Origin of the sequence: Serratia sp. (in: enterobacteria), assembly GCF_052400455.1 — a bacterium.
In the GTDB taxonomy this organism is placed as follows: domain Bacteria; phylum Pseudomonadota; class Gammaproteobacteria; order Enterobacterales; family Enterobacteriaceae; genus Serratia; species Serratia ureilytica.
In genome coordinates this window covers 1083390-1101026 of record NZ_CP185812.1, presented here as the reverse complement: position 1 = coordinate 1101026, position 17637 = coordinate 1083390, and the positions used below count along the sequence as shown (strand labels likewise).

General features: G+C 61.6%; 16 protein-coding genes and 1 other annotated feature. Of the genes, 4 read left to right on the top strand and 12 right to left on the bottom strand.

Going from position 1 to position 17637, the window contains the following annotated elements; translation table 11 throughout:
- The first annotated feature begins 34 nt into the window (after nt 1–34).
- Nucleotides 35–1255: an MFS transporter gene (locus tag ACORQT_RS05250; protein ID WP_033651115.1), complete on the top strand. Its 1221-nt coding sequence runs from the start codon at nt 35–37 to the stop codon at nt 1253–1255.
- 245 nt (nt 1256–1500) lie between these two features.
- The gene (gene ybaL / locus ACORQT_RS05245) at nt 1501–3192 is read left to right on the top strand and encodes a YbaL family putative K(+) efflux transporter (RefSeq protein WP_025160055.1); all 1692 of its coding nucleotides are present in this window, start codon (nt 1501–1503) and stop codon (nt 3190–3192) included.
- 54 nt (nt 3193–3246) lie between these two features.
- On the opposite strand, the gene ACORQT_RS05240 is transcribed toward ybaL, so the two are convergent.
- The 12 genes from ACORQT_RS05240 to ACORQT_RS05185 all read right to left on the bottom strand — a co-directional run bounded on the left by ACORQT_RS05240 (nt 3247) and on the right by ACORQT_RS05185 (nt 16664).
- Nucleotides 3247–4551 carry an inosine/guanosine kinase gene (locus ACORQT_RS05240; protein WP_099783768.1) on the bottom strand — a complete coding sequence of 435 codons (1305 nt, stop codon included), beginning with the start codon at nt 4549–4551 and terminating at the stop codon, nt 3247–3249.
- A 90-nt stretch (nt 4552–4641) separates the two neighbouring features.
- Nucleotides 4642–5604, bottom strand: coding sequence for a ferrochelatase (hemH, locus tag ACORQT_RS05235; protein WP_004940253.1), 963 nt, complete (start codon nt 5602–5604; stop codon nt 4642–4644).
- A 119-nt stretch (nt 5605–5723) separates the two neighbouring features.
- Nucleotides 5724–6887 carry a glycerate kinase gene (locus ACORQT_RS05230; protein ID WP_033651113.1) on the bottom strand — a complete coding sequence of 388 codons (1164 nt, stop codon included), beginning with the start codon at nt 6885–6887 and terminating at the stop codon, nt 5724–5726.
- A 9-nt stretch (nt 6888–6896) separates the two neighbouring features.
- Nucleotides 6897–8162, bottom strand: a complete 1266-nt coding sequence (locus tag ACORQT_RS05225; protein WP_033651112.1) for a GntP family permease — start codon at nt 8160–8162, stop codon at nt 6897–6899.
- Nucleotides 8163–8281: 119 nt separating this feature from the next.
- Complete coding sequence (locus ACORQT_RS05220) at nt 8282–9415, bottom strand: sugar diacid recognition domain-containing protein (RefSeq protein WP_164057371.1); 1134 nt, start codon at nt 9413–9415, stop codon at nt 8282–8284.
- A gap of 166 nt (nt 9416–9581) precedes the next feature.
- On the bottom strand, nt 9582–10226 hold the full coding sequence (gene adk, locus ACORQT_RS05215) for an adenylate kinase (RefSeq protein ID WP_004940261.1): 645 nt from the start codon (nt 10224–10226) through the stop codon (nt 9582–9584).
- Nucleotides 10227–10428: 202 nt separating this feature from the next.
- Complete coding sequence (gene htpG / locus ACORQT_RS05210) at nt 10429–12294, bottom strand: molecular chaperone HtpG (RefSeq protein WP_033651110.1); 1866 nt, start codon at nt 12292–12294, stop codon at nt 10429–10431.
- A 142-nt stretch (nt 12295–12436) separates the two neighbouring features.
- On the bottom strand, nt 12437–13042 hold the full coding sequence (recR, locus tag ACORQT_RS05205; RefSeq protein WP_004940263.1) for a recombination mediator RecR: 606 nt from the start codon (nt 13040–13042) through the stop codon (nt 12437–12439).
- The gene (locus tag ACORQT_RS05200; RefSeq protein ID WP_004940264.1) at nt 13042–13371 is read right to left on the bottom strand and encodes a YbaB/EbfC family nucleoid-associated protein; all 330 of its coding nucleotides are present in this window, start codon (nt 13369–13371) and stop codon (nt 13042–13044) included. The genes recR and ACORQT_RS05200 overlap by 1 nt, the downstream gene beginning before the upstream one ends.
- A 41-nt stretch (nt 13372–13412) precedes the next feature.
- On the bottom strand, nt 13413–15371 hold the full coding sequence (gene dnaX / locus ACORQT_RS05195) for a DNA polymerase III subunit gamma/tau (RefSeq protein ID WP_047025747.1): 1959 nt from the start codon (nt 15369–15371) through the stop codon (nt 13413–13415).
- Nucleotides 14016–14080: a sequence feature (DnaX frameshifting element), on the bottom strand. Its footprint overlaps the gene before it by 65 nt.
- A gap of 92 nt (nt 15372–15463) precedes the next feature.
- Nucleotides 15464–16015 carry an adenine phosphoribosyltransferase gene (gene apt / locus ACORQT_RS05190; protein ID WP_019454166.1) on the bottom strand — a complete coding sequence of 184 codons (552 nt, stop codon included), beginning with the start codon at nt 16013–16015 and terminating at the stop codon, nt 15464–15466.
- Nucleotides 16016–16283: 268 nt separating this feature from the next.
- Entirely contained in the window at nt 16284–16664 is a 381-nt protein-coding gene (locus tag ACORQT_RS05185; RefSeq protein ID WP_016928835.1) for a DUF454 family protein, read from the bottom strand.
- A gap of 134 nt (nt 16665–16798) precedes the next feature.
- On the opposite strand from ACORQT_RS05185, the gene priC reads away from it, so the two are divergent.
- Nucleotides 16799–17335 carry a primosomal replication protein PriC gene (gene priC / locus ACORQT_RS05180; protein ID WP_033642112.1) on the top strand — a complete coding sequence of 179 codons (537 nt, stop codon included), beginning with the start codon at nt 16799–16801 and terminating at the stop codon, nt 17333–17335.
- Nucleotides 17336–17443: 108 nt separating this feature from the next.
- Nucleotides 17444–17623, top strand: a complete 180-nt coding sequence (gene rsmS, locus ACORQT_RS05175) for a pleiotropic regulatory protein RsmS (protein ID WP_016928837.1) — start codon at nt 17444–17446, stop codon at nt 17621–17623.
- Nucleotides 17624–17637 lie beyond the last annotated feature (14 nt).

The following is a 17637-nucleotide window of genomic DNA, read 5'->3' as shown; positions in this document are numbered from 1 at the left end:
TCTGTGCTCAACAACTTATCAGGCTAATAATAATATGACCGACAGTAGCCAAAGCGCGATGCCGCCCGCCAAGGGCAGTACGGTAAAGAGGACCGCTTTCTCCATCCTTGGCGCCATCAGCGTGTCTCACCTGCTCAACGATATGATCCAGTCGCTGATCCTGGCGATTTATCCGATCCTGCAAGCCGATTTCCACCTCAGCTTCGTGCAGATCGGTATGATCACCCTGACCTATCAGCTAACGGCTTCCCTGCTGCAACCGCTGATCGGCTATTACACCGATAAACACCCGCAGCCTTACTCACTGCCTATCGGCATGGGCTTTACCCTGTCCGGCCTGCTGCTGCTGTCGGTGGCGAACACCTTCCCGCTGGTGCTGCTGGCGGCGGCGCTGGTGGGCACCGGCTCATCGGTATTCCACCCGGAATCCTCGCGCGTGGCGCGCATGGCCTCCGGCGGACGACACGGCCTGGCGCAGTCGCTGTTCCAGGTCGGCGGCAACTTCGGCAGCTCGCTCGGCCCGCTGCTGGCCGCGCTGATCATCGCGCCTTACGGCAAAGGCAACGTCGCCTGGTTCACGCTGGCGGCGCTGCTGGCGATCGTGGTATTGCTGCAGGTCAGCAAGTGGTACCAACATCAGCATCGGGCGGCGAAAGGGCAGCCGAAAAGCCCCGCAATGCTGAAACCGTTGCCAAAACGTACCGTCGCCTACTCGCTGGGCATTCTGCTGGTGCTGATTTTCTCTAAATACTTCTATCTGGCCAGCATCAGCAGCTATTACACCTTTTATCTGATACATAAGTTCGGCGTTTCGGTGCAGAATGCGCAAATTCACCTGTTCGCCTTCCTGTTCGCGGTAGCCGCCGGAACCATCATCGGCGGGCCTCTTGGCGACAAGATAGGGAGAAAATACGTTATTTGGGGCTCAATCCTTGGCGCAGCGCCATTTACGCTTATTTTACCCCATGCATCCCTGTACTGGACCGGCATTTTGACGGTGATCATCGGGGTTATTCTCGCCTCCGCTTTCTCCGCCATCCTGGTCTACGCACAGGAGCTGATCCCCGGTAAAGTCGGCATGGTTTCCGGTTTATTCTTCGGTTTTGCTTTCGGTATGGGCGGGTTAGGTGCGGCAGTTCTTGGCTATGTCGCGGATTTGACCAGTATCGAGCTGGTCTACCAAATCTGTGCTTTCCTACCGCTGATCGGCATTATCACCGCGCTACTGCCCAATATGGAGCATAAACCGCAATAACCCCGCGAACCGCCCGGATGAAATTATTTATTCATCCGGGTTATCCTACGGATAAATCAATGTTATTTGGTTTATCTGGCACAAAACTCCCTCATTGCCGCGCCTTAAGCGAAATCCTCTGCTTTTTTACAAAAAAGGCCAAATTAGCCAAGCAAGCCGCGAACAAATGCAATAAACTAAATGTATCTTTTCGTAACTTTGTTGCGTTTCTCCCGTGCCGCGATGCATAGCCAGAAGGAGTATGGATGCATAATTCAACACCGCTCATCACCACCATCGTCGGAGGGTTAGTACTCGCCTTCCTCCTCGGTATGCTGGCGAACCGCCTGCGCATCTCACCCCTGGTGGGGTATCTGGCCGCAGGGGTGCTCGCCGGCCCGTTCACCCCCGGTTTCGTCGCCGATACCTCACTGGCGCCGGAACTGGCGGAAATCGGCGTTATCCTGTTGATGTTCGGTGTTGGCCTGCACTTCTCTTTGAAAGACCTCCTCGCAGTAAAATCTATCGCCATACCTGGCGCCGTGGCGCAGATAGCCGTCGCTACCCTGCTCGGCATGGGGCTGTCCAAGCTGCTCGGCTGGGATCTGATCTCCGGCCTGGTGTTCGGCCTCTGTCTCTCCACCGCCAGCACCGTGGTGCTGTTGCGCGCGCTGGAGGAGAGGCAATTGATCGACAGCCAGCGCGGGCAAATCGCCATCGGCTGGCTGATCGTCGAAGATTTGGCGATGGTGCTGACGCTGGTATTACTGCCCGCCTTCGGCAACATGCTGGGCAACGACAACGCCAGCAGCGGCCAGCTGCTGATGGAGCTGGCGCTGACCATCGGTAAGGTCATCGCCTTCATTGCGTTGATGATCGTGGTCGGCCGCCGCCTGGTGCCGTGGATCCTGTCGAAAACCGCCAGCACCGGCTCGCGCGAGCTGTTCACCCTGGCGGTATTGGCGCTGGCGCTCGGCATCGCCTACGGCGCGGTGAAGCTGTTCGACGTCTCCTTCGCGCTGGGCGCCTTCTTCGCCGGCATGGTGCTTAACGAGTCCGAGCTGAGCCACCGCGCGGCGCACGACACCCTGCCGCTGCGCGACGCGTTCGCCGTGCTGTTCTTCGTCTCGGTTGGCATGCTGTTCGATCCGATGATCGTGATTAACGAACCGCTGGCGGTGCTGGCGACGCTGGCGATCATCGTGTTCGGCAAATCCGCCGCCGCGTTCCTGCTGGTGAAAATGTTCGGCCACTCCAAGCGCACCGCGCTGACCATCTCCGCCAGCCTGGCGCAGATCGGCGAGTTCGCCTTTATTCTGGCGGGCCTCGGCATCGCGCTCGGCATGATGTCGGAACACGGGCGCAATCTGGTGCTGGCCGGCGCCATTTTGTCGATCATGCTCAACCCGCTGTTGTTCACCCTGCTGGAGCGCTATCTGGCCAAAACCGAAACCATCGAAGAGCAAATTCTCGAAGAGGCGGTGGAAGAAGAGAAGCAGATCCCGGTGGACATGTGCAACCATGCGCTGGTGGTCGGCTACGGCCGCGTCGGCAGCCTGCTGGGCGGCAAACTGGCCGAGGCGGGCATTCCGCTGGTGGTGATCGAGAACTCCCGTCCGCGGGTGGAAGCGCTGCGCGAACAGGGCATCAAGACGGTGCTGGGCAACGCCGCCAATCCGGAAGTGATGGATCTGGCGCGGCTCGACTGCGCGCGCTGGCTGCTGCTGACCATCCCGAACGGCTATGAGGCCGGCGAGATCGTCGCCTCGGCGCGCGCCAAGCGGCCGAACATCGAGATCATCGCCCGCGCCCACTACGACGACGAGGTGGCCTACATCACCGATCGCGGCGCCAATCAGGTGGTGATGGGCGAACGGGAGATCGCTAACAGCATGCTGAACATCCTGCAGCTGGATACCCTGAGCGAAGAAGAAAAAATGGGGGGCTGCCCGATCTGAGGCACCGCGCATTAAAAAAGGTCCGGCATGCCGGACCTTTTCTTTTTCAGCGGGTTAACGCTCCCAATAGGACTCTTCCAGGCTGTCTTCGCGCTCCGGCAGGCCACGAGTGAGACGCGGCGAATGCTGGTTCAACACCTGGTAGCTGACGCGGTTGGCGTATTTGCACACCTGCGCCAACGAAGAGTATGTCAGGTAACTGCGCACGTGCTTGCTCGAGTTCGGCACGTTGTGGCGGTGATAACCGTTGGCGGCGATATCGTGCAGCAACGCCGACAGCGCGCCGTCGCCGGCGCCGTTGGTGTTCATGATCTTCTCCGGCCCGCCCATATACGGCGCGATGTGCGAGTAAACGCGCAGCGGATGGTCACAGTGTTCGCGACGCATGGCGCGGCTGAACTCGTAGCGGTTGAACTCGGCGATATGCCCCGGCAACAGCGGGTGCTGGGTCTGACGCTTGTTGGCCTCTTCGGTGTAGCCCGCCATATACAGGCCGTTCGGCCCGGCGGTGCACAGCACCAGATCCACCCACTCCAGCGCCATGTCCGAGGCGGTCAGCGGATCGCTCAGCCCGGTCAGCTCCAGCGCTTCGTCTTCGTTCATCGCCAGAATGGTCACATTTTCCTTCAGGAAGTCGCGCCACCACTGCGGGTTGTCGGCGATCACGTACTTGGTGCCCAGGGTCAGCACCACCGGCACATCGTGCTTTTTGGCGTATTCGATCGCCTGCAGGGTAGCCTCCTTTATCGGCTCCCCTTCCTTGCAGCGCACCAGATAAGAGCTCAGCACCAGCGCCGACGCGCCGGCGATCACCTCTTCAGGGATGCTTTCCGGGCGCAGCTGGTTCATCTGGCCGGGGTTGATGGCGAAGGTGCGCTCGCCGCTTTCGCCGATCAGCGTGAAACAGCGGCCGATGGCGCCGTCAACGCCCTGCAGATAGTTAAGATCGGTGCGGCTGGAGGTATTGCACAGATAACGGTAGGCGTAGCTGCCGATTTTCACGTTGCTGCACATCACGCCGAGCAGCACCGAGCGGTCGTCCGCCAGCACCGAATAGTTGTGCATGGTGTTGCCAATGGTGCCGCCGGCGAACTGATGGGTGACCAGGTTGTTTTCATTCAATTCCTGATACAGCGCCTCGGCGACGTCATCTTCGATCACCAGAGAGTGGCCCAGGCTCAGGCCGTAGCGCTGGACAAAAGCGTCGTCCACTTTCGCCTCGATATCCACCAGCGTCTGGTCGATGCCGACGATATACGAGGTGCTGATTTCACTTTCGGGCTGGGCCTGCTGCAGAAGCGGATCGCGGGCGCTCACCGGGAAATAGTGTTTGGACTTGCGTTTACCAGGAAATTTCATGTGATTGGTGGTGGTGGCGGTTTAACAAGCGGAGAATGTTAACACATCCCCGCCCGATCACGATGCATCTAATAGACAGATTATGGATGATTACAGACGCTGCGCCACCAGTTGCTGCATCATGTCAATATGCGCCGGCTCGTCGTTCAACGCAGAGATGTATTCAAATTTCTCGCCGCCGGCCTTAAGGAAGATCTCGCGGTTCTGCTCTTTAATCTCTTCCAGCGTTTCCAGGCAGTCCGCTGAGAAACCGGGGCAGATCAGCTGAATGTGCTTCACGCCCTGCGCCGGCAGCCCTTTTAGGGTCTCATCGGTATACGGCGTCAGCCAAGGCTCGCGGCCGAAGCGCGATTGGTACGTCATCATCACCCGCTCCGGCGCCAGCGGCAGCGTCGCGCTCAGCGCTCGCAGCGTATCCTCGCAGCGCTGCGGGTAGTCGTCGCCCAGCCGCGCATAACGTTTGGGGATGCCGTGGAAAGACAGCACCAGCCGGTCCGGCTGGCCGTGCTCGGCGAACGAGCGCTCCACGCTTTGTTGCAGCGCGGCGATATAGGCCGGGTGTTCGGCGTAATCGCGAATGAAGGCCACAGAAGGCAAGCGGCGATAGCCTTTCAGCACCCGCGCCACGCCATCCCATACCGCCGCGCTGGTGGAACAGGAATATTGCGGATAGAGCGGCAGCACCACCAGGTTGGTCACGCCCTGCGCCAGCAGCTTGTCGATGGCTTCCGCCAGGCTCGGCGAGCCGTAGCTCATGCCCAACTCCACCGGCGTATTCGGCATGCGCGCCGCCAGCGCCCGCTGTTGGCGGCGGCTGTACACCAGCAGCGGCGAACCCTCTTCCATCCACACCGACTGATAGAGTTTCGCCACGCGCGGCGAGCGGATCGGCAGGATCGCGCCGTTGAGGATCGGCCACCAGATCAGCGGCGCCGTATCGACCACGCGATCGTCACTGAGGAATTCCTTCAGATAGCGTTTGACCGCCGACGAGGTCGGCGCATCTGGCGTGCCCAGGTTCACCAGCAATACGCCGTGTTTCTCTTGCTTCATCTCAGTTCCCCTCATTTCCTTTCCGGCCGGCATTCCGTTCTGGGTCGGGATGTCAGCAGCCATTAATGCCGGCTATTGTAACGGAAAAGTCCTGCGTCGAAACCGATAACAGCAACAGGCTATGCCTGTGGGCATCTTCCTTGCGCCAGCTGCCATACCGCCGCCACATTGCGCGCCGTCACCTGCAGATTGCGATCGGCGTCCGCCAGCGCGTCTTCCAGCGTCACGATGCGATCGAGCACCGAAAACGCCGCATCGATGCCGTGCTGATGCACCACCGGATAATCCGGCGCCAGGCTGCCGGCAATGGCGATCACCGGCACGCCGTGACGCTTGGCTACCCGCGCCACGCCGATCGGCGTTTTACCGTGGACAGACTGGCTGTCCAGCCGCCCTTCGCCGGTGATCACCAAATCGGCATCGCGCACCGCTTCATCCAGGCGCAGGGTTTCAGTGACAATCTCGATGCCCGGCCGCAAACGCGCGTTGAGCATGCCGAGCAGCGCCGCCCCCATGCCGCCCGCCGCGCCCGACCCTGGCTGGGCCAGCACGGCGCGGCCGGTTTCCCGTTCCAGCAGTTCGCCGTAGTGATGCAGCGCCGCATCGAGCTGCGCCACCATCTCCGGCGTCGCCCCTTTCTGCGGCCCAAATACCGCCGACGCGCCCTTTGCACCGCACAGCGGATTATCCACGTCGCAGGCGGCGGTTACGCTCACCCGCTGCCAACGTGCGTCCAGTCCGGCGAGATCGAGGTGCGCCAGCTGCGCCAGCGCCGCGCCGCCCATTGGCAGCGGGCGACGATCCTTATCCAGCAATTTAACGCCCAGCGCCTGCATCATTCCGGCGCCGCCGTCGTTGGTGGCGCTGCCGCCAATGCCGAGAACGATCGCCTTCACGCCGCGATCCAGCGCCGCCAGCATCAGTTCGCCGGTGCCGTAACTGGTGGTAATGCGCGGATCGCGCCGGTTGGGCGGCGCCAGATGCAGCCCGGAGGCGGCGGCCATTTCAATCACCGCGGTTTCGCCGTCGCCCAACAAGCCATAGAACCCCTGCACCGGCTCCCCCAGCGGGCCGGTGACCGTCACCTGAACGATTTCACCGCCGGTGGCCGCCACCATCGACTCCACCGTGCCTTCACCACCGTCCGCCATCGGCAGCTTCACGTAGTGTGCCTGCGGGTAAATCTGACGGAATCCCCGCTCAATGGCGTCGGCGACGCCGAGCGCGCTCAGGCTCTCTTTGAAAGAATCCGGGGCAATAACCACTTTTTTCAGCGTTTTCATCACTGTTCCTTATCCCGCCAGGTTAAATACGCCAAACATCAGCGCCGAGATTGCCGCGATGGTGAACCCCACCAGCGTTTCATACGGCAACAGCTTGAGCCGCTCGTGCACCGCCATATTGACGCTGCCGCCGGTGGCGTGGAAGAAGCTGCCGTGCGGCAGGTGATCCAGCACCGTGGCGCCCGCATGGATCATCGCCGCGCCGGCCAATCCGCTCACCCCCAGCTCAAGCAGCGTGGAGCTGAACACCCCGGAGGCGACGGCGGTGCCGGCGGTGGTCGAGGCGGTCGCCATCGACATCAGCGCGCCGGACAGCGGCGCCAGCAGCCAGGCCGGCAGCCCGGTGTGCGTCAAACCGGTAATCAAGACATCCTTCAGCGCCGAGTTGGCGATAATGCCCGCCAGCGTGCCGGTGCCGAGCAGCATGATCGCCACCGGCGCCATGCGCGACAGGCCAGATACCATAAACTGATTGCACTGACGAATTCGCCCCATCAGCAGCGCGCCCGCCAAACCGCCGGCCGGCAGCGCGATCAGCGGATCGACGGCGATACCGGCGATCGGCCGCAGCGACAGCAGCAGGATCGCCACCAGCGGCGCGCTGATCGCCGCAGCGAAGCCCGGCCGCGCCCCTTCGGCATGCTGAGTCAGCTCTTCAGCCATCACCCTGCCGCCTTTATCGCTCAGGCGACGCGCCAGCAGATAGGCCACCACCAGGCCGCACAGCCCCGGCACGATGCCGGCCATCATCACCGAGGTGAGCGGCACGTGGAAGTTGTCCGCCGCCGCGATGGTGTTCGGGTTGGGCGACATCACGTTGCCGGCCTTGCCGCCGCCGATCATCGCCAGCAGGATCGCCGCACGAGAAATGCCGGCCTTTTGGGCGATCGACAGCGCGATCGGCGCGACGGTGATCACCGCCACGTCGATAAACACCCCCACCGCCGTCAGGATCAGTGTAGCCACCGCCAGCGCCAGCAGCGCGCGGGTTTCGCCCACCTTGCGTACGATAGTTTCGGCGATGGTGTGCGCCGCGCCGGATTCGATCAGCACCCCGGCCAATACCCCCGCCGCCAGAATGCGCATCACGGCGTTGGTGATGCCCTGCGCCCCGCCGATCATCAGCGTCACGGTCTGCACCAGATCGGCGCCGCCGCACAGCCCGCCCGCCAGCGCGCCGGCAATCATGCCGTAAGCCGGTGGAACCTTGCGTAGAATCAGGACGATGGCGACGGCTAACGCCACCAGCGCCCCCAGAGTGGATACGGTTGTCATTGTTGTTTTCTCCGTGGTTGATGTGCAGGCCAACATATCCCGCGCGCCCGGCGTTGGCCTGAGGGGAAACAACAAAAAATCGCCGAAGGAACGGCGCGGAATTTGTGGGTTGGCACAACTCAGTCGTGCATCAGCATGCCGATATACAACCGCAGAGAGTCAGTTAATTGATTGATTTTCATGCCGGTTATGGCTTCGATGCGCTGCAGGCGATAGCGCAGGGTATTGACGTGAATATGCAGCTGCGCGGCGGCCTGCGTCTGATCACAATTCTGCGAAAAATAGTGGCGCAGCGTGGCGCGCAGCACGCCTTTTTCATCCTGTTCCTCCAGCGTCCGCCAGGGGCGCCCCAGCTCTTGCGCTCGCCAGTCCTCCCCGAGATCGCACAGCAGCGACGGCAGCGGATAGTCGTGGTAGAACAGCGTGGCGTGGCGCAATTTCAGGCGCTGCGCCATCGCCTGGGTGGCGCGCGCGGTCAGGCTGGAGCGGTAGGCGCTTTGCGGATCGTCGTAGAAACCGCCGACGATCAGCCGCACCCGAAAGCGATGCTTTAGCTGGTTTTGCAAACGCTGCGCCTGTTGGCGCTCCAGCTTCAGGCTCCACTCGCCTTGCGCCATGCTGGCCGGGCGCAGCAGGGTCATTTCATTGAAGCCGGTAATGGCGATCAACGCATCGCGCTGGGTGGCCTCCAGCTCAGCCAGCAGTTCGCGCAGCAGGTGCGGCTGCGCCTCTTGCAGCTCGACGATCCAGACGATGCGCGCCTGGCGCAGATCCAATCCCAGATACGCCGCCATCGCTTCCAGCGACGCCGTGTTCGGCTGCGGCTGCAACAGCTGGTTCGCCAGCTCTTCCCGGTAGCGTTTTTCCCACTGGTGCTGATCCAGCAGCGCCGCCTGCTCCACCATCATCTCCGCCGCCATTTTGACCAACTCGGCGTAGGAGCGCACCTCGGCCGGCTCGCCGGAAATGCCGATCACTCCCACCCGCTGATTGCGAAAGCTGAACGGCAGGTTGATGCCGGGCCGCACGCCCTTCAGGTGTTCGGCGGTGGCGCGATCGATTTCCACCACCCGATTCTCCGCCAGCGCCAGCACCGCGCCTTCATGACGCTGGAACAGACGCTGCGGGTTGCCGGAGGCGATGATCACGCCGTTGCTGTCCATCACGTTGACGGAATGGCTGATGATGCCCATCGCCCGCTGGACGATCTGGCGCGCGGTGGCTTCCGCCAGAAGTTTGGTCTGTCTGAGCATGCCGGCTCCCTGCTGAGGATGAAAACGCAGGCTTGTTATACGCCATTTGGCGCGGGCGATTAACGGGCACGGCCGCAACAAGCCGCCGCGATCACAATTTGGCGGGAAAACGGCAAAAAAAAAACGCCGGGCCACAGGCCCGGCGTCATGCACAGCCAGCTTGCTATCAACCGAGGATAGTCGCCAGCTCTGCGCTCACTTCGGCCACCTTGCGGGTGCCGTCGATTTTGCGGTATTGGGTGTTGCCCGCTGCCGCTTCTTTGCTGTAGTAAGAGATCAGCGGCGCGGTCATCTGATGGTATTCCACCAGGCGCTTGCGCACGGTCTCTTCCTGATCGTCCTTGCGCGTGGTCAGCTCTTCGCCGGTCACGTCGTCTTTGCCTTCCACCTGCGGCGGATTGAACTTCACGTGGTATACGCGGCCGGACGGCGCGTGCACGCGGCGGCCAACGATGCGGTCAACGATCAGCTCGTCCGGCACGTCGAACTCCAGCACGAAGTCCACGTTGATGCCGGCTTCTTTCATCGCGTCAGCCTGCGGAATGGTGCGCGGGAAGCCGTCCAACAGGAAGCCCTTGCGGCAATCTTCCTGAGCGATGCGCTCTTTGACCAGCGCGATCACCAGCTCATCGGTCACCAGCTTGCCGGCGTCCATGATCTCTTTCGCCTGCTTGCCCAGTTCACTGCCGGCCTTCACGGCTGCGCGCAACATATCACCGGTGGAGATTTGCGGAATGCCGTATTTCTCCATGATGAATTGAGCCTGAGTACCTTTACCAGCGCCCGGAGCGCCCAGCAGAATGATACGCATTGCGTAAATCCCCTTGCTATGTAGTTTTTATAAAATTGCGAAAACGCTCAACGATACCATTTCAGGGGGGGCAGGCTCAAGGCGCGCGAAGGAAATCGATTGCGGAACATGCAAAAATTCAAGCGAACAAAAGAGGGGAAAATGCAGGGAAAAACAGGAAATGCGCCCCTAACGGTGCCGTTAAGGGCGCATATAATCAACTTCAGGCGGACAGCAACTTGTTCATGCGGCGGATGAACAGGTTCGGATCCTCCAGCGTGCCGCGTTCAGCCAACAGCGCCTGATCCAAAAGCAGGTCGATCCACTCGGCGAAATGTTCGTTATCGCCCACGTCGGATGCGCGTTTGACCAACGCATGCTCAGGATTAAGCTCGAAAATGTACTTCACTTCCGGCGCCTGCTGGCCCGCAGCGGCGAACAGCTTGGCCATCTGGGTGCTCATCTCGTCGGCGTCGGTCACCACGATCGCCGGCGTATCGGTCAGGCGGTGCGTCAGACGCACATCCTTCACGCGGTCGCCCAGCAGGGTTTTCACGCGTTCGATGAACGGTTCCAACTGCTTCTCGGCCGCCTTCTGCTCTTCGGTTTCATCCGCCAGTTTATCCAGCGTTTCATCCGCCTTGCTGACCGACTGGAACGGCTTGCCGTCGAACTCGGTCAAGTAGCTCATCATCCACTCGTCGATGCGATCGGACAACAGCAGCACTTCGATACCTTTCTTGCGGAACAGCTCCAGATGCGGGCTGCTCTTGGCGGCGGCGTAGCTGTCGGCGGTGATGTAGTAAATCTTTTCCTGCCCTTCCGCCATGCGGCCGACGTACTCTTCCAGCGACACGGTCTGCGCCGAGCTGTCGCCGTGGGTGGTGGCGAAGCGCAGCAGTTTGGCGATCGCTTCCTGGTTGCCGTTGTCTTCCGCCGGGCCTTCTTTCAGCACCAGACCGAACTGCTGCCAGAATTTCTGGTAGCCTTCGGCGTCGTCTTTGGCCAGCTTATCCAACATCTGCAGCACGCGCTTGGTCAGCGCGCCGCGCAGGTTCTGCGTCACGCGGCTGTCTTGCAGGATCTCGCGCGATACGTTCAGCGGCAGATCGTTGGAATCGATCAGGCCGCGCACGAAGCGCAGATAGTTCGGCATGAACTGCTCGGCGTCGTCCATGATGAACACGCGCTGCACGTACAGCTTCAGGCCGTGCTTGTGATCGCGGTTCCACATGTCCCACGGCGCCTGCGCCGGGATATACAGCAGGCTGGTATATTCCTGCTTGCCTTCCACCCGATTGTGGCTCCAGCTCAGCGGATCGGTGAAATCGTGGGCGATGTGCTTGTAGAACTCTTTGTACTCTTCGTCGGTCACGTCAGCCTTGCTGCGGGTCCACAGGGCCTGCGCCTTGTTGATCTTCTCCCAGGTGACGGTGCCGTCTTCTTCGTTCTTGCTTTCGATCTCTACCGGCAAGGCGATGTGATCGGAATATTTGCCGATCACCGAGCGCAGGCGCCAGGCGTCGAGGTACTCATCTTCGCCTTCGCGCAGATGCAGGGTGATTTCGGTGCCGCGGGTCTCTTTAGTGATGTCGGCGATGGTGTAGTCGCCTTCACCGGCGGACTCCCAGAACACGCCCTCGTCATCGGCGGCGCCGGCCGCGCGGGTGCGCACGGTCACTTTGTCCGCCACGATGAACGCCGAGTAGAAACCGACGCCGAATTGGCCGATCAGTTGGCTGTCTTTCGCCTGGTCGGAACCGATGGATTCCAGAAACGCTTTGGTGCCCGATTTGGCGATGGTGCCGAGGTTTTCGATCACTTCTTCGCGGCGCATACCGATGCCGTTGTCGGCAATGGTCAGGGTGCGCTGCTCTTTATCGAAGGACAAACGCACGCGCAGCTCGCCGTCGCCGGCATACAGCTCCGGCGCGGACAGAGCGCGGAAGCGCAGCTTGTCGGCGGCGTCAGAGGCGTTGGAGATCAGCTCGCGCAGAAAAATTTCTTTGTTGGAGTACAGCGAATGGATCATCAAATGAAGCAGCTGTTTTACTTCAGACTGGAACCCGCGGGTTTCTTGACCTTTCATACTCATTGATTACCTCAAAGACAATGGCTACCAAAATCGAACAATGAGGATCAGATGAGGGTCAGGGTCTTGTTTTTCAAGCGGACGGCGGGAAATTTTTGGCAAAAAACAATGGGGCCGGGCGGCCCCATCCGGGAAAACATCAGAACTTGATGGCGTGGCGCCCCGCCAGCGAATGCGACAGCGTGGTGCCGTCGACCATCTCCAGCTCGCCGCCCACCGGCACGCCGTGGGCGATGCGGCTGGCGAGCACGCCATACTGGCCACACATCTCGGCGATATAGTTGGCGGTCGCCTCCCCTTCCACCGTCGGGTTGGTGGCGAGGATCACTTCGGTGATGCTTTCCTTTTCCAGCCGTTGCTCCAGGCGATCCAGACCGATATCGCCCGGCCCGATGCCGTCCAGCGGCGACAGATGCCCCATCAGCACAAAGTAGCGCCCGGCGAACTGGCCGGTCTGCTCGATGGCGTGGATATCCGCCGGGCTTTCCACCACGCAAATCTGGCCGTTTTGCTGGCGGCGCGGATTGGCGCAAATGGTGCAGACGTCCTGCTCGGTGAAGGTGCGGCAGTCGGCGCAGTGGCCGATCTCCGACATCGCGCGCGTCAACGCCTGCGCCAGGCGCATGCCGCCGCTGCGATCGCGCTGCAGCAGCTGAAACGCCATGCGCTGAGCCGATTTCGGGCCGACGCCCGGCAGGCAGCGCAGCGCCTCCATCAGGGATTCAAGGAGCGGGCTGGTTTGCATCAGAACGGCATCTTGAAGCCAGGCGGCAACTGCATGCCGCTGGAGACGGAGGCCATTTTCTCTTTCTGGGTCTCTTCGATGCGGCGCGCGGCGTCGTTAAACGCAGCGGCGATCAGATCTTCCAGCATCTCTTTGTCGTCTTCCATCAGGCTTGGATCGATTTCCACGCGGCGGCAGTTGTGCGCGCCATTGATGGTGACTTTCACCAGGCCGGCGCCAGATTCGCCGGTCACTTCCAATTTGGCGACTTCTTCCTGCATCTGCTGCATTTTTTCTTGCATTTGCTGGGCTTGCTTCATCAGGTTGCCCAGACCGCCTTTACCAAACATAGTCGTCTCTCGTCGCTAGGGCCGCGCACATCGCGCAGCGTTTAAAGGGGGCGAATACTCTCTTCATCCAGATCCGCGTCGAAGAATCGGCGCAGCGTCTGAATGTTGGTATCCGCTTCGATGGACTGGCGCGCCTGCGCCAGCTTTTCCTCATAGATGGCTTGTCGCCATTCCAGCGGGGTGCGCTCCGCCGGATTATCGTCCTCCACCACGGTCAGCTCGATCGGGCTGCCGTACAGCTCACCGAGCGCGTCGGCCAGCGTCTTCTGCGCCGAAGGCGAATTCAGATGGCGCTGCGAAGACCGCAGATGGAGGCTAATCTTGCCCGGCTCCGGCTGCTGCTTGAAGGCGTTCAACGCCAGCTGCTGCACCAGTTTCGGGATCTTCAGCTTATCGATTTCCGCCGCCCAGGCGTCGCGCTCCAGCGACTCCACCACCAGCTTGGCGGCCAGCTCCGGCGTTTTCTCGTGCTCCAACGCCGTGCGCAGCGCTTTCGGCGTCGCCAGCGGTTCCGGCGCCGCCTCGGGCTCGGTCTGCGCGCGCCAACGATAGGCTTCCGGTTTCGCCGGTTTTTCCGGCACCTTCTTCTCCGCCAGGCGCTGCTGGCTGCGCTCGGTCACGGAAGCCAAACGCCCCAGCGCCGAGTTTGCCGGCCGCGCTATTCCTGGCGCCGCCGGCTCATTCTTTTTTGGTGTGGATGCTCCCTGCTGCCGTTGCAGCTGGGACCGCGCTTTCAACAGCTGGGCGGTGGCATCCGGTAAAGGGGTCGATGATTGTCGCTGCGGCGCGGCCGGCTGCCCTAGCGGCGGCGGCGCGTCCTGAAACTGCGGCGGCTGTGGCGATGCGGCCTGCTGCGGCTGCGCCATCGGCGTCGGCGCGGTCTGCACCAACGCCACCGGCTCCGGGATCACCGCTTTCGGGTGAAACGCCAGCGCGCGCAGCAGGGTCATCTCAACCCCCATGCGGCGATCCGGCGCATAGGCCAGCTCTTTGCGGCCCACCAACAGCGTCTGGTAATAGAGTTGCACATCGGCCGGCGGCAGGGTGCGCGCCAGCTCACGCAGCCGTTGTTCCACGGCGGCGTAGTGGTTGTCGAGCATCGAAGGCAGCAGTTGCACCATCGCAATGCGGTGCAGCAACGCCAGCGTCTCCACCAGCAGGTTTTCCCAATCCACGCCGCGCGAAGCGGCCTGCGCGACCTGCGCCATCACCTTTTCACCGTCGGCGCTGACCAGCGCTTCGAGGATCGCCAGCGGCTGCTCGTCATCGAGCGTACCGAGCATCTGGCTGACGGTGGCGGCGGTCACCTGCCCCTGCCCCATGGCGATCGCCTGATCGGTCAGGCTCAGCGCATCGCGCATGCTGCCGTCGGCGGCGCGCGCCAGCAGCTGCAGCGCGCGGGCGTCGCTGGTGATCTGCTCCGCCGTCAGCACCGTTTCCAGCTGCTGGCGGATCTGATCGACGTCCAGCGCTTTGAGGTGAAACTGCAGGCAGCGGGAAAGAATGGTCACCGGCAATTTTTGCGGATCGGTGGTGGCCAACAGGAATTTGACGTGCGGCGGCGGCTCTTCCAGCGTCTTCAGCAACGCGTTGAAGCTGTGGCGCGAGAGCATGTGCACTTCATCGATCAGGTAGACCTTGAAGCGGCCGCGCGCCGGCGCGTACTGAACGTTGTCCAGCAGATCGCGGGTATCTTCCACCTTGGTTCGGGAAGCGGCGTCGATCTCGATCAGATCGACGAAGCGCCCCTGCTCGATCTCGCGGCAGTTGTCGCATTGGCCGCACGGCGTGGCGGTGATGCCGGTTTCACAGTTCAGGCCTTTGGCCAGCAAGCGGGCGATGGTGGTTTTCCCCACGCCGCGCGTGCCCGAGAACAGATAGGCGTGATGGATCCGCCCCAGCGAGAGGCCGTTGGCCAGCGCGGTCAGGACATGTTCCTGGCCGACCACGTCTGCGAACGTTTGAGGGCGCCACTTACGGGCGAGAACCTGATAGCTCATTAATACCGGAGAAGTCGAGTAATCTGGAGGGTCATGCTAACACAGCCCCGCGGCAATCCGCGAGGCCGTTGTGCCCAAGGGGCGATGCCGCATCAATGACCGGCGAAGTCCACCAGGCAGTAGCAGTCGATGCCCAGCTTGTTCAGACGCGCTTCTCCGCCCAGATCCGGCAGGTTGATGATGAACGCGGCGTCTTTCACTTCACCGCCCAGACGGCGGATCAGTTTGGTGGTCGCTTCAATGGTGCCGCCGGTCGCCAGCAGATCGTCCACCACCAGCACTTTGTCGCCCGCGGTGATGGCGTCGGTGTGGATCTCCAGCTTGTCGGTGCCGTACTCCAGCTCATAGCTTTCGCTGAGCGTGGCGCGCGGCAGTTTGCCCGGTTTGCGCACCGGCACGAAACCGACGCCCAACGCTAACGCGACGGGCGCGCCGAACAGGAAACCACGCGCTTCGGTACCCACCACCTTGGTCACGCCCGCTTCGCGATAGCGCTCAACCAGCAGCTCGATGCTGGCGGCGTAGGCCAACGGGTTTTCCAGCAGGCTGGTCACGTCGCGGAACAGGATGCCCGGCTTCGGATAATCCGGGATGGTTTTGATACTGTCTTTAATAAACTGAAGCTGCTGCGCAGTAGCGGTCATAATTGTTGCCTGATAAAACTGCCTGAAAACCGGCGCGCCGCTCACCCGCCGCCCCCGGGTGAAACACACCGGAGAAAAAATGGCAGGCGATCCGCGCACGAAAACGCCCAAATCTATGCAAACTGGCGGACAAATGCAACTCTCCCCTGCATCTTTCAACCCGCAGCGTTGTTGACCGCACGCATTACTTACCTAAGTAAGCTCCCGGGGATGCCTGCGTTTGTCGCCTGGCTGCGGCTTGAAAGCTATTGAGGAGTTTAAGGTACAATCAGCGCTGTTTTTGTTGCGGCAGATCAATAACCGGCAGGCGCAGCATAAAGGTCAGCAAAATGGCCAACATCAGCAGCAACAGCCCGCGCACCCACCAGATTTTCACCAGCCACAGCGAACAGGCGAAGGTCAGCACGATCACCAGCACCGCTTTCCACTTCGCCCCCGGCGGCAGCGCGCGATGCTGCTGCCAATGGCGCAGATAAGGGCCAAACCAGGAACGGTACAGCAGCCAGTGATGAAAGCGCGGCGAGGAGCGGGCGAAGCACCAGGCGGCCAACAGCAGGAACGGCGTGGTCGGCAACAGCGGCAACACCACGCCCAACGTCGCCAGCACCACCGCCAACCAGCCCAAAATGATCAATAACCCACGCGTCATGCGGTTCTTCGCTCCTCAATCGGTTGCGGCTTACTGTAGCATCGGCGCCGCGCCGGCGGAATATGCATGCGGCGCTTGTTTCAGGACGGCTTCGCGGGCAAGCTTACGCCTGTTGAAATCAAGAGGGAGCTTATGTGAGCACTCAGCGTCTATTACAGGTGTTGGCACAGCAGATTGCGGCGCTGGCGGCCGAAGTCAGCCCGCGCGGCGACGCCCCGATCCCGCAGGCGCGGTTCGACGCCGCCCTGTTCGCCAACCGCGGCACGCGGCTGCGCGACTACCTGGCCGAAGTGGAGAAAAACTTCGCCCAGCTGCAAAACGCCGCTAACGACAGCCGCGCCAGCCAGGTGGCCTTTCTGGCCGAAAAACTGGTGGCTCAGATCGCCGCCCTGCAGCGCGAGCTGGCGACCCAGGCGCTGCGGCGCAAAAATCAGCCGAAGGAAGCCCCCGAGGTCGATCTCTACCACAAGCTGGCCGAGCATCAGGATTACGAACGCCGGCTGATCGCCATGATTCAGGATCGGGAAAGCCTGCTGGGGCGCCAGACCACGCTGGCGGCGCAGCAAAAGCTGCAGCACGAGCTGGCGGCGCTGGAGGGGCGGCTGATGCGCTGTCGTCAGGCGTTGGCGCGCATCGAGCGCAATATCGAGCGCAAAGAAAACGGTTTTTGAAGATTTATCACAATATTTTAATGATTATTCCCCGGTTGCGCGCCGGGTTCACTATACTCTGCCGATACCCGAGTTATTCATCCCATTAATTAAATAAGCGCAGGTGCTATGTCTCTGGAAAACGCCTCACCCGAACTGCAGCTGGCGGTAGACTTGATTTACCTGCTGGAATGCAACGAGATCGATCCGGCCACCGCGCTGGCGGCGCTGGATATCGTCAAACGGGATTATCAGGAAAAGCTGCAGCGCGCCGGCGTCACCTCTCCCTATCTGCCTGCCGGACAGTAACCGGGGACAGCGCC